Origin of the sequence: Synechococcus sp. M16.1, from assembly GCF_014279895.1 — a bacterium.
In the GTDB taxonomy this organism is placed as follows: domain Bacteria; phylum Cyanobacteriota; class Cyanobacteriia; order PCC-6307; family Cyanobiaceae; genus Parasynechococcus.
In genome coordinates, this window is the sequence record NZ_CP047954.1 from 541929 (window position 1) to 563330 (window position 21402).

At 61.2% G+C, this 21402-nt stretch carries 29 protein-coding genes and 2 tRNA genes; 15 read left to right on the top strand and 16 right to left on the bottom strand.

Going from position 1 to position 21402, the window contains the following annotated elements; translation table 11 throughout:
- Positions 1-28: 28 nt before the first annotated feature.
- A complete protein-coding gene (locus tag SynM161_RS02970) occupies positions 29-1756 on the bottom strand; it encodes an NFACT family protein (RefSeq protein WP_255441887.1) in 1728 nt (575 codons plus the stop codon).
- Positions 1757-1794: 38 nt separating this feature from the next.
- On the opposite strand from SynM161_RS02970, the gene gmk reads away from it, so the two are divergent.
- Complete coding sequence (gmk, locus tag SynM161_RS02975) at positions 1795-2352, top strand: guanylate kinase (RefSeq protein WP_186541937.1); 558 nt, start codon at positions 1795-1797, stop codon at positions 2350-2352.
- Positions 2353-2465: 113 nt separating this feature from the next.
- Here gmk and psaJ read toward each other — a convergent pair whose 3' ends face one another.
- Together psaJ and SynM161_RS02985 are read right to left on the bottom strand one after the other, a co-directional pair.
- Entirely contained in the window at positions 2466-2582 is a 117-nt protein-coding gene (psaJ, locus tag SynM161_RS02980; protein ID WP_006850741.1) for a photosystem I reaction center subunit IX, read from the bottom strand.
- Between the two features lie 32 nt (positions 2583-2614).
- Positions 2615-3091, bottom strand: coding sequence for a Photosystem I reaction center subunit III (locus SynM161_RS02985; RefSeq protein WP_114988265.1), 477 nt, complete (start codon positions 3089-3091; stop codon positions 2615-2617).
- Between the two features lie 77 nt (positions 3092-3168).
- Between SynM161_RS02985 and tsaD the strand changes: the two genes are divergently transcribed.
- From tsaD to SynM161_RS03015, 6 genes are all read left to right on the top strand, one after another.
- Entirely contained in the window at positions 3169-4242 is a 1074-nt protein-coding gene (gene tsaD, locus SynM161_RS02990; RefSeq protein ID WP_186541938.1) for a tRNA (adenosine(37)-N6)-threonylcarbamoyltransferase complex transferase subunit TsaD, read from the top strand.
- 42 nt (positions 4243-4284) lie between these two features.
- Positions 4285-4461, top strand: a complete 177-nt coding sequence (locus tag SynM161_RS02995; protein ID WP_115010387.1) for a chlorophyll a/b-binding protein — start codon at positions 4285-4287, stop codon at positions 4459-4461.
- A 249-nt stretch (positions 4462-4710) separates the two neighbouring features.
- Entirely contained in the window at positions 4711-5823 is a 1113-nt protein-coding gene (gene wecB / locus SynM161_RS03000; protein WP_186541939.1) for a non-hydrolyzing UDP-N-acetylglucosamine 2-epimerase, read from the top strand.
- Positions 5792-6394, top strand: coding sequence for a DUF1643 domain-containing protein (locus SynM161_RS03005; protein WP_186541940.1), 603 nt, complete (start codon positions 5792-5794; stop codon positions 6392-6394). Before wecB ends, SynM161_RS03005 begins: the two co-directional genes overlap by 32 nt.
- Positions 6394-6639 carry a hypothetical protein gene (locus SynM161_RS03010; RefSeq protein ID WP_115010390.1) on the top strand — a complete coding sequence of 82 codons (246 nt, stop codon included), beginning with the start codon at positions 6394-6396 and terminating at the stop codon, positions 6637-6639. The genes SynM161_RS03005 and SynM161_RS03010 overlap by 1 nt, the downstream gene beginning before the upstream one ends.
- Positions 6629-7894, top strand: coding sequence for a sodium:proton antiporter (locus tag SynM161_RS03015; protein ID WP_115132152.1), 1266 nt, complete (start codon positions 6629-6631; stop codon positions 7892-7894). Before SynM161_RS03010 ends, SynM161_RS03015 begins: the two co-directional genes overlap by 11 nt.
- Here SynM161_RS03015 and gltX read toward each other — a convergent pair.
- The 6 genes from gltX to SynM161_RS03045 all read right to left on the bottom strand — a co-directional run bounded on the left by gltX (position 7838) and on the right by SynM161_RS03045 (position 10729).
- The gene (gltX, locus tag SynM161_RS03020) at positions 7838-9274 is read right to left on the bottom strand and encodes a glutamate--tRNA ligase (RefSeq protein WP_186541941.1); all 1437 of its coding nucleotides are present in this window, start codon (positions 9272-9274) and stop codon (positions 7838-7840) included. The genes SynM161_RS03015 and gltX overlap by 57 nt on opposite strands.
- Positions 9275-9292: 18 nt before the next feature.
- Positions 9293-9366, bottom strand: a tRNA-Asp gene (locus SynM161_RS03025).
- 217 nt (positions 9367-9583) lie between these two features.
- Complete coding sequence (locus tag SynM161_RS03030; RefSeq protein WP_006043540.1) at positions 9584-9772, bottom strand: hyperconserved protein Hcp; 189 nt, start codon at positions 9770-9772, stop codon at positions 9584-9586.
- Between the two features lie 37 nt (positions 9773-9809).
- Positions 9810-9882: transfer RNA gene (locus SynM161_RS03035), tRNA-Trp, on the bottom strand.
- A 60-nt stretch (positions 9883-9942) separates the two neighbouring features.
- A complete protein-coding gene (gene rplS, locus SynM161_RS03040; protein WP_186541942.1) occupies positions 9943-10416 on the bottom strand; it encodes a 50S ribosomal protein L19 in 474 nt (157 codons plus the stop codon).
- A gap of 25 nt (positions 10417-10441) precedes the next feature.
- The gene (locus SynM161_RS03045) at positions 10442-10729 is read right to left on the bottom strand and encodes a PepSY domain-containing protein (RefSeq protein ID WP_186542440.1); all 288 of its coding nucleotides are present in this window, start codon (positions 10727-10729) and stop codon (positions 10442-10444) included.
- 53 nt (positions 10730-10782) lie between these two features.
- On the opposite strand from SynM161_RS03045, the gene map reads away from it, so the two are divergent.
- Positions 10783-11628: a type I methionyl aminopeptidase gene (map, locus tag SynM161_RS03050; protein ID WP_006851506.1), complete on the top strand. Its 846-nt coding sequence runs from the start codon at positions 10783-10785 to the stop codon at positions 11626-11628.
- On the opposite strand, the gene SynM161_RS03055 is transcribed toward map, so the two are convergent.
- Positions 11609-12346 (bottom strand): SDR family oxidoreductase, encoded by a 738-nt coding sequence (locus SynM161_RS03055; RefSeq protein WP_186541943.1) that lies wholly within the window; start codon positions 12344-12346, stop codon positions 11609-11611. The two genes, map and SynM161_RS03055, sit on opposite strands and share 20 nt — an antisense overlap.
- A 36-nt stretch (positions 12347-12382) precedes the next feature.
- On the opposite strand from SynM161_RS03055, the gene ebsA reads away from it, so the two are divergent.
- Genes ebsA through SynM161_RS03070 form a run of 3 tightly spaced genes read left to right on the top strand, consistent with a single transcriptional unit; the run spans position 12383 to position 14428 of the window.
- Positions 12383-12751 carry a type IV pilus biogenesis protein EbsA gene (ebsA, locus tag SynM161_RS03060; RefSeq protein WP_186541944.1) on the top strand — a complete coding sequence of 123 codons (369 nt, stop codon included), beginning with the start codon at positions 12383-12385 and terminating at the stop codon, positions 12749-12751.
- 26 nt (positions 12752-12777) lie between these two features.
- Positions 12778-13875, top strand: coding sequence for a phosphotransacetylase family protein (locus SynM161_RS03065; RefSeq protein ID WP_114988302.1), 1098 nt, complete (start codon positions 12778-12780; stop codon positions 13873-13875).
- Between the two features lie 16 nt (positions 13876-13891).
- Entirely contained in the window at positions 13892-14428 is a 537-nt protein-coding gene (locus SynM161_RS03070; protein WP_006851763.1) for a hypothetical protein, read from the top strand.
- On the opposite strand, the gene SynM161_RS03075 is transcribed toward SynM161_RS03070, so the two are convergent.
- A complete protein-coding gene (locus SynM161_RS03075; protein ID WP_186541945.1) occupies positions 14429-14845 on the bottom strand; it encodes an MAPEG family protein in 417 nt (138 codons plus the stop codon).
- Positions 14846-14944: 99 nt separating this feature from the next.
- Between SynM161_RS03075 and SynM161_RS03080 the strand changes: the two genes are divergently transcribed.
- Positions 14945-15442: a YajQ family cyclic di-GMP-binding protein gene (locus SynM161_RS03080; RefSeq protein WP_006850457.1), complete on the top strand. Its 498-nt coding sequence runs from the start codon at positions 14945-14947 to the stop codon at positions 15440-15442.
- Between the two features lie 108 nt (positions 15443-15550).
- Here the strand turns inward: SynM161_RS03080 and SynM161_RS03085 are convergent, their stop codons facing one another.
- On the bottom strand, positions 15551-15805 hold the full coding sequence (locus SynM161_RS03085) for a hypothetical protein (RefSeq protein WP_115132144.1): 255 nt from the start codon (positions 15803-15805) through the stop codon (positions 15551-15553).
- Between the two features lie 35 nt (positions 15806-15840).
- Between SynM161_RS03085 and SynM161_RS03090 the strand changes: the two genes are divergently transcribed.
- Positions 15841-16233 carry a phosphoribosyltransferase gene (locus SynM161_RS03090; protein WP_115010404.1) on the top strand — a complete coding sequence of 131 codons (393 nt, stop codon included), beginning with the start codon at positions 15841-15843 and terminating at the stop codon, positions 16231-16233.
- The gene (locus SynM161_RS03095; protein ID WP_115132143.1) at positions 16233-16703 is read left to right on the top strand and encodes a nucleoside 2-deoxyribosyltransferase; all 471 of its coding nucleotides are present in this window, start codon (positions 16233-16235) and stop codon (positions 16701-16703) included. Before SynM161_RS03090 ends, SynM161_RS03095 begins: the two co-directional genes overlap by 1 nt.
- A gap of 72 nt (positions 16704-16775) precedes the next feature.
- Here SynM161_RS03095 and SynM161_RS03100 read toward each other — a convergent pair whose 3' ends face one another.
- Genes SynM161_RS03100 through hemL form a run of 3 tightly spaced genes read right to left on the bottom strand, consistent with a single transcriptional unit; the run spans position 16776 to position 18943 of the window.
- Positions 16776-17195: a cytidine deaminase gene (locus tag SynM161_RS03100; protein WP_115010406.1), complete on the bottom strand. Its 420-nt coding sequence runs from the start codon at positions 17193-17195 to the stop codon at positions 16776-16778.
- The gene (locus SynM161_RS03105; protein WP_186541946.1) at positions 17170-17583 is read right to left on the bottom strand and encodes a hypothetical protein; all 414 of its coding nucleotides are present in this window, start codon (positions 17581-17583) and stop codon (positions 17170-17172) included. The genes SynM161_RS03100 and SynM161_RS03105 overlap by 26 nt, the downstream gene beginning before the upstream one ends.
- 58 nt (positions 17584-17641) lie before the next feature.
- Positions 17642-18943 (bottom strand): glutamate-1-semialdehyde 2,1-aminomutase, encoded by a 1302-nt coding sequence (gene hemL / locus SynM161_RS03110; RefSeq protein WP_071823045.1) that lies wholly within the window; start codon positions 18941-18943, stop codon positions 17642-17644.
- 136 nt (positions 18944-19079) lie between these two features.
- Here hemL and SynM161_RS03115 point away from each other — a divergent pair, with 136 nt between their 5' ends.
- Positions 19080-20531: an FAD-linked oxidase C-terminal domain-containing protein gene (locus tag SynM161_RS03115; protein WP_186541947.1), complete on the top strand. Its 1452-nt coding sequence runs from the start codon at positions 19080-19082 to the stop codon at positions 20529-20531.
- 6 nt (positions 20532-20537) lie between these two features.
- Here SynM161_RS03115 and xth read toward each other — a convergent pair whose 3' ends face one another.
- On the bottom strand, positions 20538-21401 hold the full coding sequence (gene xth / locus SynM161_RS03120) for an exodeoxyribonuclease III (protein ID WP_255441891.1): 864 nt from the start codon (positions 21399-21401) through the stop codon (positions 20538-20540).
- Position 21402: the final 1 nt, after the last annotated feature.

The window sequence follows — 21402 nt, forward strand, 5'->3', positions numbered from 1 at the left end:
ACGGACGCAGGACGGGCGGCGCAACAGGTCAGCCCGAATGTGGGCTCAGGCTAGGGGCAAGCAGCCGCTCTTCCGCGCCCTGGGGATCCCCCCAGCGGATTTCAGCTTGTCCATGGCGCACGGTGCCCGGGCCGGCACCGGGAATGCGCTGCAGCTGATCGGTGGGCACCATCACCACCGCCACCCGCGTGTTGCCCCGCGCGCGGCTGAAATAGGCCGCCAGATCCGTTGCCATCGCCAGGTCGGATTCCTCGGCCAGCCCATTGGAGCTCTTCAACACCACGTGACTGCCTGGGCATTCCTGGGCGTGAAACCAGAGGTCACCACTGCGGGCCTGGCGCAGCGAGATCCAGTCGTTCTGGCGGTGATTCCGCCCCACCTGCACCTTGAGACCTCCGGGAGTGTTCAGTTCCAGCGGCTTGGGCTGGTCCCGTTGACGCTGCTGTCGCGTGCTGCGACGGCGTTCCTTGGGCTGTAACAGCTCATCAAGTTCCTCCCGCAGATCATTCAGGGCGGCGAGGCGCGCCGGGCCGTCCTGCCAGGTGGCACCCAGTTGATCTTCGATGAAGGTTTCGCTCGCGTTGATCAGCTCAAGCCGTTGCTGATGGTGCTCCAGCCGCTGCTCAAGGATCGGGCGCGATCTCCGCAGTTTTTTGGCCCTGCGATAGAGCGACTGGGCTTCATCGACCTGGTCGCGGCTTGGGTTTCCGAGGCAGAGGAGAGCGTCCGCCTGGCGTTGAAGAGCCTCGTGCCCGTCGGTGGCCTTCAGGCGCTGGTGTTGGTCCTGCTGGGCTGCCTGTTCTTTGCTGCGCCAACGCTCTAGGCGTTGACGCAGGTCTTGGCTGACCCGTGCCAGGGCCCGTTGCTCTTGGGATTGCTGGTGCAAGGATCCCAGGGTGAGCGCCAGAGCGGGCTGAGGATGCACTTCACCCTGGGGAGACCCCCAGACCCGGTAACGACCGTCGTTCTCCACCACCAGGGCGAACTGCTCACGCTCGAGCTGGTCCAACCAGAGGGACCAGCGTTCAAACAGGTGGCACCAGTGGCGTGCATCCAGGCTGTCCACCGGGGTGTTCAGATGGTCGCCGGCGAGCTGTAGAGCAAGGGCTGGGCTGATCCCCTGATAGGTCTGCTGCAGGGCCTTCCGCAGGGCGATCGGAACGAGAGAGAGCCGCTCCTTCCAGCGTTCAAAGCCCTCCGTTGGATCCGGTGCCAACCCCTGCAGCATCGGGGGTGGGCTGTAGGAATCACCGGTGGATAGAGGGCGCACGCGGGACTGATGGTCCCGGACCTGTCGCCCCAGGGCAATGATCCGGCGCTGCTCATCCAGCAGCAGCAGGTTGCTGTGCCGTCCCATCAGCTCCAGCACGAGCACCCGCTGGATCGGCTCCCCAGGGCGTTGGGCAAACCGGAATTCCACCACCCGTTCAAAACCACTCTGGTGGAGCTCCACCAGAGCCAGCTGGCGGAGGCTGTGTTGCAACTGTTGGGCGAAGGTGCTGCCGCTGCCGCTGCGCGGGGGAGGGTTGACCTCTACCAGCCGAGGGGCCTCCGCTTGCCAGCTCAGTTCCAGCCACACCATCCCCTTGAGGCTGCGGCATCCCAGTTGAATCGTTGCCGGGTCCGGTTGTTGGGCCTTCTCGAAGCGGCTGGGCACCAGCTTTGGGCGCAGATCCCAGAGCACCGCGCGCAGCGTGGTGAGATCCATTGGCTGCAGGCTGGTGGAGGCGATCACCTGGAGCACCGGGTGGGGCATTGGGGCTTCCTACTCTGCTGACCCACGCAGACGCCGCGATGTCCACCAGTGGAAAGCTCACCTTGATCACCGGCCCCAGTGGAGTCGGCAAGGGAACGCTGGTGAATCAGCTGCTGGAACGGCACCCCCAGATCTGGCTGTCGGTGTCGGCCACCACCCGTTCTCCGCGCCAGGGGGAGCAGAACGGCATCAACTACTTCTTCCACAGCCGTGCGGGGTTTGAGGCCTTGGTGGAGCAGGGAGGTTTTCTCGAATGGGCTGAATTCGCGGGGAATTGCTACGGCACCCCCCGAGGTCCTGTGGAAGAACAGATGGCGGTGGGGCGCCCCGTGCTTCTGGAGATTGAGTTGGAAGGTGCCCGCCAGGTGCGTCGCAGTTTTCCGGACGGTTTTCAGATTTTTCTGGCTCCCCCCAGCTTTGAAGAATTGGAGCGCCGGATCCGTGGGCGCGGAACCGATGCGGAGGATGCCATTCAGCGCCGCTTGACTCGCGCTCGCGAGGAACTCGAGGCCCAACAGGAATTCGATGCTGTCGTGATCAATGACGATCTCGAATCAGCGTTGAAGCAGGTGGAGACGCTGATGGGTCTGGGATAAAGCAGAGCTGCTTTTTGTAACGCTGATCGTCGCAACCCTGACTTTCGCAACGGGGGCAGGCACAAAAAAAGGGAACCCGAAGGTTCCCTTGCCTCTTGAAAATCAACCCAGATTCACATCGGGTGGAAGAGAAGATCGGGGAAGAAGCGGTTCCACTCGATCAGGATTCCTGCGGTGGCGGTGAACCAAATGGCTGCAACCACTGGAGCTGCGGTCAGAAACTTGTTCATTGTTGAGGGAGCAATGGTTGAAGTCGTTTGAATCAGCGTGGTGAAACAGTCACCTTGCTGTCGTCTTCGAGCAGCTTGCCGCTGGTGAATTCACCGAAGGCAGCCAGGGGCCAGGTGGCAGCAGCCAGAAGGCTCTTGATGGCGATGCTGCGATCGATGAAGATTTCGTACTGGGCAGCATTCTTGCCGCGAGTTGCTTTCAGGTACTCACGACCGGCCCAGCCGATGCAGCCGGCGACGTACAGGAACATGATCCCGGGATACACAAAATCACCGGCGTGGCTCCAGCGGCCATCGACGATCAGGTGGGGAAGGCCATCCTCACCACAGGAGGCCTGGCTGTACATCTCGAAGCGAGCTTTGGCCTGAGGCGTGGTGGCAGCGGCAGCACGCTGCTGGAAGCGGGCGCTTTCTGAGCAGGGGGTGAGGCCAGCCACATCCGCCTTGGCGACGGGGGCGAAGCCGAACACCAGGAGTGCTGAAAGCACGACGGCGAAGAGACGACGCATCGGAACAATTCCTCTGAACGGAGCCCCGAAAGGGCAAGATGTCACAAGTCGGACAGTAGGGGAGGCGCATCGCTTCGATGCATGCAGTGCTTGCCCTCGAAACAAGTTGTGACGAGTCCGCTGCAGCGGTCCTGCGCCGTCACGCGGATGGGCGAATCGAGGTTCTGGCGTCGCGGATTGCATCTCAGGTTGAGGAGCATGCCCGTTGGGGTGGTGTTGTGCCCGAAATCGCTTCGCGTCGCCACGTTGAGGCCCTGCCGGGGCTGGTGGAGACCGTGGTTGACGAGGCGGGTGTCCCTCTGGGGCAGCTGGATGCCATCGCGGCCACGATCACCCCAGGTCTGGCCGGGGCTCTGATGGTGGCCTCGGTGACGGGTCGCACCCTTGCTGCGCTGCATCAGCGCCCCTTTCTCGGCGTTCATCACCTGGAGGGCCATCTGGCCTCGGTGATGCTTGGAGATGCCCCACCGCAGGCTCCTTATCTGGTGTTGCTTGTGAGCGGGGGCCACACGGAGCTGATCCTGGTGGCTAACGACGGCGGGATGACGCGGCTCGGCCGAAGCCATGACGATGCCGCTGGAGAGGCTTTCGACAAGGTGGCCCGCCTGCTTGGTCTGGGATACCCCGGAGGTCCTGCCATCCAGGCGGTAGGCGAAACGGGTGATGCAACGCGCTTTCGCCTGCCCAAAGGGCGGATTTCATTGCCGGGCGGCGGTTTTCACCCCTACGACTTTTCCTTCAGTGGTCTGAAGACCGCCATGCTCCGCACTGTGGAAACTTTGCGGCAAAACCCTGATCCGCTGCCTCTTGCCGACCTGGCCGCCAGTTTCGAACAGGTGGTGGCCGATGTTCTGGTGCAGCGCAGTCTTCGCTGTGCTGAAGACCATGGTGTTCAGCAACTGGTGATGGTTGGAGGCGTCGCAGCGAACCGTCGCTTGCGCCAGAGCATGCTCGAACAGGGGAAGCAGCGGGGCATAGCGGTCTCCATCGCTCCCCTGGCCTTCTGCACCGACAACGCCGCCATGATCGGAGCTGCGGCCTTGCTGCGTCTGGGCCAGAACGCGGCTTGCACGTCTCTTGAATCCGGCGTAGCCGCCCGCTGGCCCTTGGATCAGGCCAATGCGCTTTACACACCAGACCCACCCTTTTAGGAAAGCCTTTTAGGCTTGAAGGCACTGTTCGGTCTCTGCGTCGTGGACCAACCGGAAACCAGATCAGATGCACCGGAGCCCGTTGAGGCTGATGAGCTGAACGCTTGGAAGCGTGGCTTCACTCCACAAGCCGAAATCTGGAACGGCCGTCTGGCGATGATCGGTCTCTCCGCAGGCATTGCCGTCGTTCTTTTGGTGCGTGTGTTCAGCGGTGGCTGATCAGCTTCGGCCCCGCAGGGCCTGAGCCATCTGCAGCGGATCGGGGCGCCGGGTTGTGAACCTCCAGAAGTCCTTCTGAGCTACGGGAGGCGGTTGGGCGCAGCGGGAAGCTAGGGGGGAAAACCGGCTGAGCCACGTTGATGGCGAGGGATCTGTTTTCAGGATCGTCTCGATGCCGGAACTGGCAAGGATTTCTCACTGTTCTCTCCGGGTTAACGCCCGTAAACTCCAGCGGTCCGTCTGGATGGAATGGCTGAACAGCCCCGCGTCACGATCGTTCTGGGAACGCGTCCGGAGGCGATCAAGCTGGCTCCGGTCATCCGGACGTTCCAAGCCTGTGATGCATTGCAGACCCGTGTCGTCCTGACCGGTCAGCACCGCGAAATGGTGGCCCAGGTGATGGATCTGTTCCATCTCCAGGCGGATCAGGATCTCAATCTGATGGCACCCCGTCAGACCCTGACCCATGTCACCTGTGCTGCGCTGCAGGGGCTGCGGGAAGACTTTCAGGCCTACCCCCCGCAGTTGGTTCTGGTGCAGGGCGACACCACCACGGCGTTTGCCGCTGGTTTGGCTGCGTTTTACGAGCAGATCCCGGTTGGTCATGTGGAGGCCGGCCTGCGCACTGACAATCTTTTGGATCCCTTCCCGGAAGAAGCCAACCGTCGGCTCCTTTCTCAGATCGCAACCCTTCATTTCGCGCCGACGCTCAAGGCTGAATCCAACCTGAAAGCATCCGGGGTGGTCGGGGAGATCTCCGTGACCGGCAACACCGTGATCGATGCCTTGTTGTTGATGGCGGAATCGGCGCCGGATGTTCAGTTCGATGGCCTCAACTGGGATCAACAGAGGGTGATCCTCGCCACGGTGCATCGCCGTGAAAACTGGGGTGAGCGGCTGCACGACATCGCTGCAGGAATGCTGCAGGTGCTTGAGCGCTACCGCGATACGGCGCTGCTGCTGCCGATGCACCGCAACCCGACGGTGCGTGAACCGCTGCAGGCCCTGCTTGGAAGCCATCCCCGAGTCGTTCTGACCGAACCTCTGGACTACGACCGTCTCGTTGCAGCGATGAAAGGTTGCTGCCTGTTGCTCACCGATTCCGGTGGTCTCCAGGAGGAGGCCCCTGCGCTCGGCAAACCCGTGCTGGTTCTGCGGCGAACCACAGAGCGGCCGGAGGCCGTTGATGCGGGCACCGCCCGGCTGGTGGGCACCGATCCCGATGTGATCCTGGAGGAGACCTCGCGGCTGCTTGGGGATGCCACGGCCTATCAAGAGATGTCCCGCGCCGTTAACCCCTTCGGCGATGGTCACGCCAGCGAACGCATCCTTGAACGCTGTCGGCGACAGCTCGGGGTCTGAAGCGTCCCTCAGCAGCGATGGCTGTTACCGCTGGTGGCTGCGGCGCTGCCTGGGTGCCGGCGAAGGGTGCCTCCTTTTCGTGGGTCTGAATCCCTCGAGAGCTGATGGCCAGCGTGATGATCCGACCCTGCGCCGTTTGATCGGCTTCGCCAGGCAATGGGGATATCGGGAGTTGCTGGTGCTGAATCTGTTCGCCCGGATGTCGCCGTCTCCGGCGGCGCTGCTGCGGGTGAAGGACCCCATCGGTGAGCAGAACGACGCGATCTTGAACAGCTGGTTCAACCACTGGTCCCGAACATCTGGGGTTGATCTCTGGTGTGGATGGGGGGCGAATGGGGCGCGATGGGACCGGGCTCAGCTGGTTCTTGGAACCATTCAGCGTTTGCTGCCGCACCGCCGACGCTCCGTTCCCGACTCGCCGCATCCTCTGATGCTCGGGCAGACGGCCTCGGGGCAACCGCGCCATCCGCTTTATGCCCCGCGTAACGCCTGTCTTCGCCCTCTTCTCTGGGCAGACCCGGAACCGATCCGTCATCCTGTGGGGACCGTGATGGATGTCTTTCCGCGCTGATGTCCCGTACGCCCCGCCGCTACGCAGTCCATCTCCACCTTGTGGGAGGGCAAACCGAACGGGTGTTTTTTCCGAAACTCGAGACCTTCCAGGAGTGGTACCAAGGGGTGGTCAATGCCGAGAACCAGGGCGGTTTCGTCAACGTTCCCCTCAGTGATCTGGAGGGCGAGTATCTGGTCGTACGCCCCCAAGCGGTGATCGGCGTGCGCGTGGAACCTCAGTTCTCCTCTGTCGATGACGCCTGAGCGTCTGGGCCTCCTCTGGGGCGTCACGGTTTCCTCGGGTGCTGCAGCCCGTTTTCTGGCGGCCAAGTCGGAATTTCCTGGGGTGGTGTTGCTGCTCCTGTCGGGGCTGCTGATCGGTCGCTCTGGTCTGGGTTGGGTGGAACCCCTTGATCTCGGCTCCGGGCTTGGAACCGTGGTGGGTCTTCTTGTCAGCCTGGTGCTGTTCGATGGCGGCCTGAATCTGCGTCTGCCTGGAGACACGATCAAGGCCACGGTGCAGCGCATCGCAGCCCTGCGTCTGTTGATCTCCCTGGGAGGCGGTCTGTTGGCGGCCCATTGGCTTGCGGGCCTCAGCTGGTCGCTTGCGGCTGTGTTCAGTGCCATCGTGCTGGCCACGGGGCCAACGGTGGTCACACCCCTGGTGCGTCAAATTCGGCTCGCACCTCCTCTGGGCGAAGTCCTGGAGGCTGAGGGACTGGTGCTTGAGCCCATCGGCGCCGTTTTAGCCCTGCTGCTGTTGGAGCTTGTCCTTGGCAACCTGCATGGCTGGCGGGAGGTGATGCTTGGCCTGCTGTATCGATTGGGCGGTGGTGTGCTGATTGGCGCGAGCGTCGGCTGGCTGCTGTCAGAACTGCTGCGACGGCTCAAACCCGATCAGTTGAAGGGGCTCCCGCTTCAGCTCAGTCTGGGTTTGCTGTTTCTGATGTATGGCGTCAGTGAGTGGCTTCTGCCGGAATCCGCCCTGCCTGCATCGGTGGCGGCGGGCATCGTTGTGGGTCGACGTCCAGGCCCCCACACCGCTGAATTGGATGGTTTGATTCAGGAACTGGCGCAGTTGGCGATCACGATGCTGTTTCCGCTGCTGGCTGCTGACGTCTCCTGGGCTGAACTCAGTCCGCTGGGTTGGGGCGGCATCCTCTGTGTGCTGTCGTTGATGCTCGTGGTGCGTCCGATCGGCGTAGGTCTGGCCACCATCGGGTTGCCCTACAAGCTTGAACAACGGCTGTTCCTGGGTTGGCTCGCTCCGCGAGGCATCGTCACCGCAGCGGTGGCCTCTCTCTTCGCGATTCGCTTGGAGCAGGCCGGCATCCTGGGGGCAGGACGCCTTCAGGGGTTGGTGTTCCTCACCATCCTGATGACCGTTGGTCTTCAGGGCCTCACGGCTCAGCCGTTGGCTCAGGCTCTTGGCCTGGTCAAAGCCGAGGATGACCAGCCTGCCTCAGCCGAGGCAGCGGCGCAGACGCGGCAGGTCCTCACCGATTCGGGCCAGCAATGACCAGGTGGTGATCAGATCGGGGCCTTGAAGACGCCCCAGCAGAGCGGCGCGCAGTGACTTCATCACAACCCCTTTTTTCACACCGGCTGCTTTGGCGGCATCCCCCAGCCAAGCCTTGGCTTGATCAACGTCGCTGCCGTCCCAAGGGTTGTTCTCGAGCCGCTGAAGCAGGTCCGCAATGGCTGCCTTGGCTCCTTCGATCGCGAGTTGCTCGAGGGCATCGTCCTGGAGCTCCGGACGATCAAAGAACGGTTCCGCCTGATCGACGCCATCTTTGAGCAAGGTGAGGGATGGCCCCAGCAAGGCGCAGAGGTCCAGGCACCAGCTCTTGTCGCTGGGAGGGGTCCAACCGCGTTCGGTCCACAGCGGCGTCAGTTCCTCTAGAAGATGGTCCGCCGTCCAGCCATGCAGAACCTGGGCATTCAGCCAGTTGAGCTTGTCCCAGTCGAAACGCGCCCCGGCTTTGTTGACGCGGTCGAAACCAAAAACGGCTGCGGCCTCACGCAAGCTGAACCGTTCCTCCATGCCCTCCGGTACGGACCACCCCAACAAGGTCATGTAGTTGGCGATGGCGTCAGGGGTGTAGCCCATGGCGCGGAAGTCGTTGATGGAGGTCACCCCATCCCGTTTTGAGAGCTTGCGTCCCTCGGCATTGAGGATGAGAGGAGCGTGGGCAAAGGTCGGCAAGGGCAGGCCCAGCGCTTCGTAGAGGAGCAGTTGCTTGGCGGTGTTGGCAATGTGATCTTCACCGCGGATCACATGGGTGATGTCCATCGCGGCGTCATCCACCACAACAACAAGGTTGTAGAGGGGGTCGCCGATTTGATCCGCCGGGGCGCGACGGGCAATCACCATGTCTCCGCCAAGGTCTGAGCCTCGCCAGCTCATGGCGCCACGCACCAGATCATTCCAGCGAATTTCGGCAGCGTCATCGATGCGAAAACGAATCACCGCTTCACGGCCTTCTGCCTGAAACGCCTGCTCCTGCTCGGGGGTCAGAGACCTGTGGCGGTTGTCGTAGCGCGGGGCTTGATTGGCCGCTTTCTGCGCATCGCGCATGGCCGTGAGTTCCGTTTCGCTGGCGTAGCAGCGGTAGGCCAGTCCCCGATCGAGCAGGGTCTGTATGGCATCACGGTGCTGCCCCACCCGTTCGCTCTGGATGACGGGTTCCTCGTCCCAATCGATCCCGAGCCACTGCAAGCCTTCGAGAATGTTCTGGGTGTACTCGGGCTTGGACCGCTCCTTGTCGGTGTCTTCAATGCGCAGCACGAAAGCGCCTTGCTCGTGCTTGGCGTAGAGCCAATTGAAAACAGCGGTTCGCGCCGTTCCAATATGGAGCGTGCCCGTCGGGCTGGGGGCCAATCGAACGCGCACCATCATGGGTCTTGGTGGTGAGAACGGGACCGACGGGATTCGAACCCGCAACTTCCGCCGTGACAGGGCGGTGCTCTAACCGGTTGAACTACGGTCCCAGATCTGATTCAGAACTCGCGAGACGCGCTCCGAAGAATCTGATCTGTGTCGCTTGCGCGACCTGATCAGTATCAACTGTCGCCCTGCCCTCCGTCAACAACTGAGCCATGGATCAGCCTGGTTTTGTCATGCGGGCGCCACCACAAAAAAAATCCCGACGACAGAGTCGCCGGGACATGAGGGAATACATCGGCTCAACACCGAATAACCAAAAATTCAGGGACGGAATCCTGCAGGTTCGATGAGCCGAACCTGATTGCCGCGGGCTGTGAATTCACGCCCTTGATCACTCTGAACGACCACACGGCCGCCGGACTTGACGCGTATCACTCGGGCACGGACCCAGCCGAGGGCGGCTGACTCCAACACCTTCACAACATCACCAGGTTGAAGATCCAACTCCATGCTCAGAACCGGGAAACTGCACGAGGGGAACATCGGACGCGCCGTGGAGGACTCGAACCCCCGACATCAGGTTTTGGAGACCTGCGTTCTACCAACTGAACTAACGGCGCAAGGCGATGTACCCCTCAGCCAACGTTGAAATTGGCAACTGATTGAACGAGGTCGAAACCTCAGCGATCGAAGCGCTGCTTCACGCGGGTGGCCTTGCCCACCCGTTCCCGCAGATAGAAAAGCTTCGCCCTGCGCACTTTACCGCGCCGTTCCACCTTGATGGAAGCCACTTGGGGGCTGTGCAGCATGAACACCCGCTCAACGCCGATGCCCTGGAAAATCCGGCGCACGGTGATGGTCTGGTTAAGGCCACCATGGCGCTTGGAAATCACCACGCCTTCGTAGGGCTGAACACGCTCCTTGTTGCCCTCGCTGATGCGAACACCAACGCGCACGGTGTCGCCCACATAGATCTCAGGGAGATCGTCCTTCTGCTGAGCCGACTCAAAGGAGCGAATCAGAGCTTCAGTGCTCAGTTTCTTGGCAGGGGCGCCGGAAGCATTGCTGGCCTTCGCCGCTGCTTCAGGTGCTGTTTCCACAGCCGTTTCGGTGTTGTCGTCGGTCACCGCTGTGTCCTTCGAATCGGCTGCCATCCCAGCTCCGCGTTGAATCGCCAAACTATGAGTGTACCTTTCGACGCCATCGCTCCATCAGGAGCCCTATGCCTGTGATCAGCATCCACAGCAGGCCGATGGCGTTGAGAAGAACGACGACCGGTTCCAGGGTGGAACCAAGCCATTCCCCCTCGTGCACGACCATTAGCCAGTGAACCTGGTCCCGGCTGGCTCCGAACCAGTCCCGTGCCAGGCGGTAACTGACACCGGAGAACACCGTCACCAGCAATGGCGCCAGAACGAAGGGTGCAACGCTTCGATGCAGTTCCCGCAAGCGCACGAGCAGCGACATGACCGGCATCAATTCGGTTGCTGTTGATAGCGTGACGGATATTGGGCTGAGCCATGAATCTCTTTGCTGATCTTCTGGCATCCACCCAGGCAGCGCAGGGGCAAGTGACGGCGACGGGCCCGCGCATTCAGAAGCGTCGCGGCGTTGAGATCAAATCAGCCCGTGAAGTGAAGATCATGCGCCAGGCCAGCCACATCGTCGCCACCGTGCTGCGGGAGGTGATGGGAATGGTGGAGCCAGGTCAGACGACAGGAGATATTGATGCCTATGCGGAAAAACGCATTCGAGAGATGGGGGCGACCCCAAGTTTCAAGGGCTATCACGGTTTTCCGGCGAGCATCTGCGCCAGCATCAACAACGAAGTGGTGCATGGCATCCCCAGTCCGAAGCGTGTGATCCGCCAGGGCGATCTGCTGAAGGTGGATACCGGCGCCTATTTCGAGGGCTACCACGGCGACAGCTGCATCACGATCTGCGTGGGAGATGCACCCCAGGAAGCACAGACCTTGAGCCGTGTTGCCAAGGAAGCCTTGATGGCTGGTCTGAGCCAGGTCAAAGCAGGCAACACCCTGTTGGATATCGCTGGAGCTGTTGAAGACCACGTCAAGGCCAACGGGTTCAGTGTCGTGGAGGATTACACCGGCCACGGTGTCGGCAGGAACCTGCACGAAGAACCTTCCGTGTTCAATTTCCGCACCGACGAGCTCCCCAACGTCACCCTGCGTCCTGGCATGACCCTGGCGATTGAGCCCATCCTCAATGCCGGCAGCAAGGCCTGCCGCACCTTGCGGGATCAGTGGACTGTCGTCACTCGCGACGGTTCTCTCTCGGCGCAGTGGGAGCACACCGTTCTGGTGACCAGTGATGGATGCGAGATCCTTACCGATCGGGGCGACTGAGGATCCGGCTGTAGATCCGCCGTCCAAGCTCGGTCAAAGGCATCAAGACATACGTCAGTGGGTTTGGTGTCACGATCACCAGGCGAAATCCCCAGCTCGCCTGGCGAAGTACTTGGCTTGCGACGAAATCGGCGCCCATCACCCCAATCGGATTGAGCGATGAGCGAAAGGGCCCGAGCACCAGCTTGCGCAGGATCAGGGCTTCTCGTCCGGTGGCATCAAGCACCGCACCGCGGATGCTCACAAGTTGCCCCAGCATTCGCTTGGTGAGTTCATACACGGGACTGACGGCAGGCTGAATTTCAGCCTCTGAGGTGTTGATCCACACCTCCCTCGGATCAGCCTGCGGCGATGCTCTGCTGATGGCCTCAAATCGCTGCATCAGCCTCCAGCTGCTCAAGGTGTTGATCTCCAGCGCCTGATTGATCACTTCAGGGCTTTGGCCGCCTTGAGGATTGATCCCGTGGTTCAGCACCAGAACATCGAGCTCCTCCAGATCGGCGTCCAGGCTGGCTTCGTCTCCGCAGCTCCAGCTCACCCAACGGTGTGGGCCGTCCGCTTGCTCTGGAGGTATGGATCCGTGGGTGAAACCGACGACGTGGGCGCCTGCGGAACGGAAGCAACGGGCCAGAGCTGCGCCGAGGGCTCCACGAGCGCCTGTGATGCCGATCCGTTTGCCGAGAAAGGGGGACTGGGCCATGGGGCCAGCTTGGGGCATCCTTGAAACGAGCGGAGCACGAATCAAGCACCAGCTGTGTCAGATGCCGCCCAACTGGTTCTGTTCGCTCCCTACTGCGGTGGCGTCAGTCGCGAGCAGGATCTATCCGCAGCCCTGCAGATCCTGGGGCGTGGCGCACTGCAGGGGCGGCGTCCGGTGGCCGGAAGCGATGGACACCCCTACGAAATCCGCTGGAATGGGGTCGCTGCACCGATGGAGAGGCTGGACTGTCAGCTTCGTTTTCCCGGTCATCCCGAGGGAGATGTTGATTTCGCTGTTACCACCCATCAGCTGGTGGTCTGGTTGATGGATTGTTCCCATCTGCAGCCATCAGAGCCCGATTTGCCCAATGGGTTCTGGCAGTGGTTGTTGATCGAGCGTGGAGATGCTCCTGAACAAGCCTAGATTCAGTGGCGTCAGGCATCACCTCCATGGGAACGACACTGTTGATCGGATCGTGTGAGCCGTTCAGTGGGAAGTCGGCCCTTGTTCTTGGGATTGCTCAGCAGCTCGCCCGTGCCGGACAGCAGATCAGGTTCGGAAAGCCCCTGGCCACAAGCCTGGACTGGGACCCGAACCAGGGGCCGTTGCCTCAACCACTCATCGACGACGACGTTCGATTTGTTGGTGAAACGCTGAATCTGCCGCCTGAGCGTTTGATTCCGTCGATGCATCTGCTGTCGCCGACAACAGCTGCCCAGAGGCTTGGCCAAGGCGAGTTGGACGCTGGCCAAGGTTTTGCGGAGCTGCGCCAGTGCATTCAGTCTGACGATGGACTCACACTCTTGGAATGTGCGGGAAGCCTCCAGGAGGGTTTGCTGTACGGCCTCAGCCTTCCGCAGCTGGCCACAGGTCTCGATGCCAAGGTCGTTCTGGTGCACCTCTGGCAGGACAGCCGCAGTGTGGATGCGCTGCTCGCGGCCAAGCAGACCCTGGGTGACCGTCTGGTTGGAGTGGTGCTGAACGCCGTCACTCCAGAAGAGGTCGACAGCTTGGAGCGACAGGTGGTTCCTGCCTTGCAGGGCCTGGGCTTGCAGGTGTTTGGCGTTATGCCCCGTTCTCCTTTGCTGCGCAGCGTCACGGTCGGCGAGTTGGTGCGGCGCCTCAATGCCCGGGTGATCTGTTGCCAGGAACGGCAGGAACTGCTGGTGGAAACCCTGAGCATTGGCGCGATGAATGTGAATTCCGCCATGGAGTTCTTCCGCAAACGACGCAACATGGCTGTTGTGACGGGAGCTGATCGCACCGACATCCAGCTGGCCGCCCTTGAGGCTTCAACCCAATGTTTGATTCTCACGGGGGCTGGGGAACCTCTCCCTCAATTGATCAATCGCGCCGAAGAATTGGATGTGCCCTTGCTCAAGGTGGAGCACGACACCCTGGCCACGGTGGGGGTGATTGAGCAGGCCTTCGGCCATGTGCGCCTGCATGAAGCCGTGAAGGCCACCTACGCCTTCCGTCTCGTGGAGGAGCATTGCAAGCTTGATCAGCTCTTCAATGCATTGAATCTGACGGTTCAGCACGCTTGATGGTTGCTAACTTCCGATGAAATCAGGCGGCAAGTTTTCCTTGGGTCAGTCACTGGATCTGCCGGCTCTTGATCGGGTTGACACGCTTGCGCAGGAACTCGCTCTGCTGCAGGACAAAAGCCAACGAAGGATCGCCATTCTCGGTAGCCGCCATGTGCCCGTTGTGGCGGTTCACCTGATCGAATTGGTGGCTCGCTCATTGGTGCAGGAAGGCCATTCTCTGATCACATCCGGATCTCAGGGGGTGAATGCAGCAGTGATTCGCGGATGTCTTGAAGTGGATCCCTCCAAGCTCACCGTGCTTTTGCCCCAGAGCCTCGATCGGCAGGTTCCTGAAATCCGCGATCTCCTGGATCGGGTGTTGCACCTTGTGGACAAGCCCGAGCAGGACGACCTGCCCTTGCCGATGGCCAGCAGTTTGTGCAATCAAGAGATCATCAACCGCTGTGATCAGTTGATCTGTCTCGCATTTCACGACAGTGAAACCCTGCTGGCGAGTGCACGAACTGCTGAGGACATGGGGAAGGTGGTGAGCCTTCTGTATTTCGACTGATCAGCCGGCGGCGCTGATCACGGCCCGCAGTCCCTCCACGTAGCAGATGCCAACGGCAGTCACCCCCGTAGCCCAGCAGAGTCCCCTCAGGGGTGGGATGTTGCCGACATAGGCAAACAGATAAACAAATCGGATGCCTGGCCAGATCCACGCTGCTGCGATGGCCGTGGGGCTGCTGACTCCGCTAATCAGACACAACAGCATGGCCGGTGCCCCCAGGGTCAGTGCTTCCCAGCTGTTCTCCTGTGCCCACACGGCGCGCTGCCCGAAGGCGGGCAGCCGTTCAAACATCGCCCGAGGCGCCTGAAGATCCGCCATGGTGAAGTCGGCTTTGGCCCGTCCGGCACCGGTGAGCACGATGCTCACCATCACGACGGCTCCCATCAGACAAAGGGCCCAAGCAAACGCAGGAGTCATGACATCCAATCAATCCCCGGGACCCTAACGGGCTCAGGTGGGCCACACCCAGCTGGAGATCGATGGGTTTCTAAACTGGAGGATCGACAGGTTTGCGACATGGCCAGCACTTATTCCTTCGATGTGGTCTCTGACTTTGATCGTCAGGAGCTGGTGAACACCCTTGATCAGGTTCGTCGTGATGTTGGCAACCGTTATGACCTCAAGGATTCCGGCACCGAGATCGATCTTGAGGAAACGGAGCTGGTGATCACCACGGCCAGTGATATGACGCTTCAGGCGGTGGAGGATGTGCTGCGAACCAAAGCGACCAAACGCAACCTCTCCCTCAAGATTTTCGATTTTCAAACACCTGAAACCGTCGGAGGCAACCGGGTGAAGCAGGTGGTGAAGCTGCGTAAGGGCCTCAGTCAGGAGATTGCGAAGAAGTTGAGCAAGATGGTGCGCGATGAGCTCAAAAAGGTGACGGTGGCGATCCAGGGTGAAAGTGTGCGGATCACCGGTAAGAGCAAAGATGATCTGCAAGCCGCGATTCAGCTCGTCAAGAGTAAGGAGGATGATCTTGATGTTCCTCTGCAGTTTGAGAACTATCGCTGATTAAAAGAAAGACTGGTCGGTGATCAACAACGAGTTTTGAAATTGCTTCGGCATGATTTTCAGTCTCGTCGCTCATGGTTGGCACGTTTTTTCGCTGAGAGCTGACGTTTAATTGCTCAGGTCCCGGGCCCGTCGGGCATCGATGATCTTTGCCAGTTCCAGCACATAGCCTGCGGTGCACCAGCGTCCATGACTGCGAGATCGGTTTTCAGGGTCCGAACGGATTTCAGCGGTCTCGGCCATCACGAGATCCAGCTCTCCCTGCGGCAGGTCATAGAGCTCCTGTAATTCCAGTTCCCGGCTGAGCAGATGGCTGCGAAACCATTTGCGGTTTTGTTCCTGGGGCGGGATGTCTCGGCTCAAGGGGCATCACAGCGTGGATGTGTCATTCTCCGGCTATGCAGGTACTGAGCTGGGCCCAATTCGATCAGGCGGTGCAGCAGTTGGCTTCACGCTTTGCCGGTTCTGCGGTGACCGGCGTTTATGGGGTCCCCCGTGGGGGCCTGTGCCTTGCCGTAGCGCTCAGCCATGCCATCGATCGCCCCTTGCTCTCAGCACCTGAGCCATCAGCCCTGATTGTGGATGATGTCTATGAAACCGGACGCACCTTGCAGGCGTTGAAAGGTCAGGTGCCGCAGGCATCCTTTGCTGTTTGGGTCAGCAAGGTGCGTCCTGATTGGTGGGTGGCAGCCGAGGTTGCCGCGTCGTCGGAATGGCTGGTGTTTCCTTGGGAGAACCTTGAACAGGCCCGTGCCGATGAGCAGGCGTACCGCGCCTCCCGGGGCCTGTGATGCACAACAGCGCGCGCACGATTTATCTGGCGTCTCCTTATGGCTTCTCGGAGCAATGGAAGCGGCTGTTGTTGCCGGAATTCATCGGGGCATTGGAAGCCCTGGGATTGGAGGTCTGGGAGCCCTTTGCTCGCAATGGTCAGGTGAATCTGGCGGAACCGGGATGGGCCTATCGCGTCGCGCAGCGGGATCTGCAGGATGTGCGTGATGCCGATGCGCTGTTCGCCATCGTGAATGGAACGCCTCCCGATGAGGGGGTCATGGTGGAACTTGGTGCCGCCATTGCCCTGGGTAAACCCACCTTCCTGTTTCGGGATGATTTCCGCAGGTGCACCGATTCCGAGCAATATCCGCTCAACCTGATGGTGTTTGCCGGTCTCCCTGAGCGGGAGTGGCAGAAGTACGTCTACAGCGATGTGTCTGACATCACTGATCCCGACAAAGCCTTGGCCTGTTGGGCGCGATCCTGATGTTCGGTTGAATCGTGGTCTTTTGATGCTGCGCGCTCTTGGATGAGCGCTTCAGGGCTGTGATGGTGTTGATCAGTTGATGTTTGCTTGCCTCAGTTCAAAGGGAGCAGGAAGAAGTTGTTCGAGTTGCCTTGTGCCCACACCATCGATGCTCACCTTGGCCTTGCTTGGCAGCAGTTCCTGCATCACCTGACGGCAGGCGCCGCATGGCATCCGGGACCCTGGGGCTGCATCGCTCTGGGCATCGATGCAGCTCACGGCCAGTTCAATCGGTTGTTTGCCTTGGCTGATCGCCGTGAAAAGGGCGACCCGCTCTGCGCAGATGCTCAGGCCATAACTAGCATTTTCCACATTGCAGCCGTCGATCACACTGCCGTCATCACACCGCACTGCGGCCCCCACGTGGAAGTTCGAGTAGGGGCAATGGGCACGTTCGGCGGCCCGACGCGCTCGCGCCAGTAAACACTCAGCGTTGTTCTCGGCAGGAGCCATGGGCCGTTTCCAAAAGGCTGCTCAGGGTTTTCGTCCCAGCTGATTGGGTCAGCCGGGACTGCTGGCTGAGTTCGAATCCCTTTTGATCATCAATGACCAGATCTCCGCTCACAGCGACACGACTCTCCTGGGCAGGACCGCTGGAGGCGCCGGAGTCATTGAATGTGAGCGCTCCTAACGAGGCTTCGTAGGACCAGTGATAGGTCATGCGAGAGCCCGCGATCTGTTCCACACCGGAACTGTTGAAGCGCTCCACCAGGGGGGTGAGTCTGCTGTCGATCACCGTCCGAGGTTCAATCGCAGGGTTCTCAGCCCGCTCAACCCGAAATTGCTGCTGCTTGAGCTGTCGGATGCCTGCAATCGGGCGGCCAGACCACCTGGCCTCCACGGTCTGAATGGTGCAGACCAGTGGAGGTGGAGGTGGTGCTGAGGCCAGCACGGAATGATCAGGCCACAGCCGCGAAGCTTTCGCGGAAGGCGTTAATCGTCGCTTCGATGTCGGCGTCGGAGTGAGCCAGGGACGTGAAACCGGCTTCGAAGGCTGACGGTGCGAGGTAGATGCCCCGCTCGAGCATGGCGCGATGCAGTTTGCCGAAGCGTTCGGAATCCGTGCTCTTGGCTTCTTCGAAGTTGCGCACGGGTCCCTCGCAGAGGAAGAAGCCGAACATGGCGCTGACGCTGGCCGCTGTGATCGGCATGCCAGCGGATTGGGCGGCGTCCTTGATGCCCGCCACAAGCTTCTGGGTTGTGGCCGTCAGCTTCTCGTAGGTGCCGGGCTGCTTGAGCAGTTCCAGGGTCTTGATGCCGGCGGTCATCGCCAGGGGGTTTCCACTGAGGGTTCCGGCCTGATACATGGGTCCAGCCGGGGCCACCATTCCCATGATGTCGGCGCGGCCGCCGTAGGCGCCCACAGGAAGGCCGCCACCGATCACCTTGCCCATGGTCGTGAGATCTGGGGTGACGCCGAAATGTGCCTGGGCACCGCCGTAGCTGATCCGGAAGCCGGTCATCACCTCGTCAAAAACCAGCAGAGCGCCGTGCTCTTTGGTGAGTTCCCGCAAACCTTCAAGGAAGCCGGGTTCCGGTTGAATGAAGCCGGCGTTGCCGACGATCGGCTCGAGGATCACGCCCGCGATGGCGTCGGGGTTCTCGGCGAACAGGGCCTTAACGGCTTCGAGGTCGTTGTAAGGCGCCGTGAGGGTGTTGGCCGTGGTGCTGCGCGGGACACCGGGGGAGTCGGGCAGGCCGAGTGTGGCCACACCGGAACCGGCTTTCACCAGGAACATGTCCGCATGGCCGTGGTAGCAGCCCTCGAACTTGATCACCTTGTCGCGGCCGGTGTAGGCACGGATCAGGCGCAACACAGCCATGCAGGCCTCGGTGCCGCTGTTGACGAAACGCACCATCTCAACGCTGGGTACAGCGTCGATCACCATTTCGGCCAGGGTGTTTTCCAGGGCACAAGGTGCTCCGAAGCTGGTGCCCTTCTCGATCGCTTCCTGCAGTGCTGCGATCACCTCGGGGTGGGCGTGGCCGCAGATGGCCGGTCCCCAGCTGCCGATGTAGTCGATGTACTTATTGCCATCCACGTCCCAGGCATAGGGACCCTTCACCCGATCGAACACGATCGGCTGACCGCCAACCGACTTGAACGCCCGCACAGGGGAGCTGACACCTCCGGGCATCAGGGCCTGTGCTGCGCCGAAGATGGCCTGGGAGTGGCTGGTGTTCAACGCGGGAGCTGTCACTGGAACCGACGCCAAAGGGCTGATGCAAACCGTGCAACATCCTGACTCAGGAACGACCGGTTCCGTTTGCTGTGTTTCTTAATTGCCCACTTCGAACGCATTTTGATGCGTAGTCTTTGATCAGATCGAGATCGATGTGGCCCACGACTGGTCAGTGCTGGAGAGGGATCTGCGCCGATGTCTGCCCCCTCGGGCCATCGTGGCGAAGCGTCAGGAACTGCTTAGTTACGACTGTGACGGACTGACGCTTGAGCGCCACTGTCCGCCCCTGGCGGTGCTGCCGGAGACCACCGAACAGGTCGCTGCGGTGTTGCAGTGCTGCCATCAACACGGTGTGCCGTTTGTGGCTCGCGGAAGCGGCACCGGCCTCTCGGGGGGAGCGTTGGTGGATCAGCAGGCGCTTCTGGTGGTGACCAGTCGCATGCGTCGGGTGCTCGACCTTGATCTGGCCAATCAGCGCGTCACGGTGCAGCCCGGGGTCATCAACAGCTGGGTGACGCGCGCCGTTGCAGGAGACGGGTTCTATTACGCCCCGGATCCCTCCAGCCAGGTGGTTTGCAGCATCGGCGGCAATGTGGCGGAAAATTCGGGCGGGGTGCACTGCCTCAAATACGGCGTGACCAGCAATCACGTTCTGGGGCTTGAGGTGGTCCTGCCCGACGGAACCATCACGCAGTTGGGCAACGGGCTGGCCGAATCCTGTGAACTTGATCTGCGCGGTGCGTTCATCGGCAGCGAAGGAACGCTGGGCATCGCGACGGCCATCACCCTTCGCCTGCTTCGGGCTCCGGAGTGCGTGAACGTGCTGTTGGCGGATTTCGCCACGATGGAAGCGGCAGGGGAAGCGGTGCGATCGGTCACCGCGAGCGGCCTTCTGCCGGCGGGGATGGAAATCATGGACAACGTCACCATCAACGCCGTCAATGATTTCTTCGGCTACGACGAGTACCCCCGTGATGCAGCGGCCGTTCTGCTGATTGAGCTTGATGGGCAGGACGCTGAGGTTCAGGCCTCTTCTGAGCGGGCCGAGGTGCTTTGTCGCGCGGCAGGAGCCCGTGGGCTGCGCCGGGCCCAAGACCCCACGGAATGCGCGGTGCTCTGGAAAGGCCGCAAATCTGCGTTTTCAGCGGTGGGAAAAATCACGCCGACCTATTACGTGCAAGACGGTGTCGTTCCCCGCAGCAGCCTTCCGTCGGTGCTTGCGGCGATTGAACGGCTCAGCCAGGAGCACGGCCTACCGGTGGCCAATGTTTTCCATGCCGGCGATGGAAACCTTCATCCACTGATCCTGTATTCACTGGACCAGCCCAATGTGGAGCGGAGTGTGAAGGAGCTCGGTGCCGCCATCCTGCGGGTGTGTCTTGATGCCGGTGGCAGCATCAGTGGAGAGCACGGCGTCGGCGCCGACAAGCGCTGCTACCTCGACTGGATGTTCAGCTCGGACGACCTGGAAACGATGGGGCTGTTGCGGTCTGCCTTTGATCCAGACAACCGTGCGAATCCCGGCAAGGTGCTGCCCACGCCGCGCACCTGCGGTGAATCGGCCAAAAGAATGGTGACGCTCCCCGCCGGCGTCGAGGTCTACTGAACAGGGTCAGAAGAACGGTTCATCCCCGTCGTCGTCGGTTGGAGGCCAGTCCAGGTCGACGCTGACAGGGGCGTGGTCGCTGGGTTGTTGGTTGCCGCGCATGCCTTTGTGGATGACGCAGCTGCGGGCGAGTCCCAGCAGCTCGTCACATAGATAGATGTGGTCGATGCGCCAACCGCGGTCCCGATCCCAGGCACCGCTCCGGTAATCCCACCAGCTCCAGTGACCGGAATCCGGTTCGAACACGCGGAACACGTCCTGAAGCCGTTCACCGAGTGCGTCACGAAGGGCCTGGCGTTCGGCATCGCTCGCCATGATTCCGCCGGTCTGGCGGTCGGGGTCAGGAAGATCGCGTGCTTCGAGGCCGATGTTGAAGTCGCCGACCATGCAGAGCGGCTCGCCGCGTTGCTCCTGAGCATCGAGATAACGCTTCAGGCAGCCGAGCCAGGCCAATTTGTAGGGGTATTTCTCCGACTTCAGGCTTGATCCATTCGGGACATAAAGGTTGAGCACGCGAACGCCATTCAGCAGTGCGCTGATCACGCGCTTCTGTGCGCCGAGCTCGTTCGCTTCCGCATCATCCGGGAGCTCCCCAACAAAACCGCAGCGCACATCCTCCAAGGGCTCGCGGCTGATCAGGGCGACGCCGTTGTAGGCCTTCTGGCCATGGATGTGCACCTGCCAACCAGCAGATTTGAAGGCTTCCAGCGGGAACAGGGGGTCATCCACCTTGGTTTCCTGAAGACAGAGCAGATCCGGTTGCTCGCTCTCCAGCCAGCTGAGCACCTGATCCAATCGCGTGCGGACCGAGTTCACGTTCCAGGTGGCGATCTGCACGGCTGATCCAGTGGCGTCAAAGACCCTTAGCATC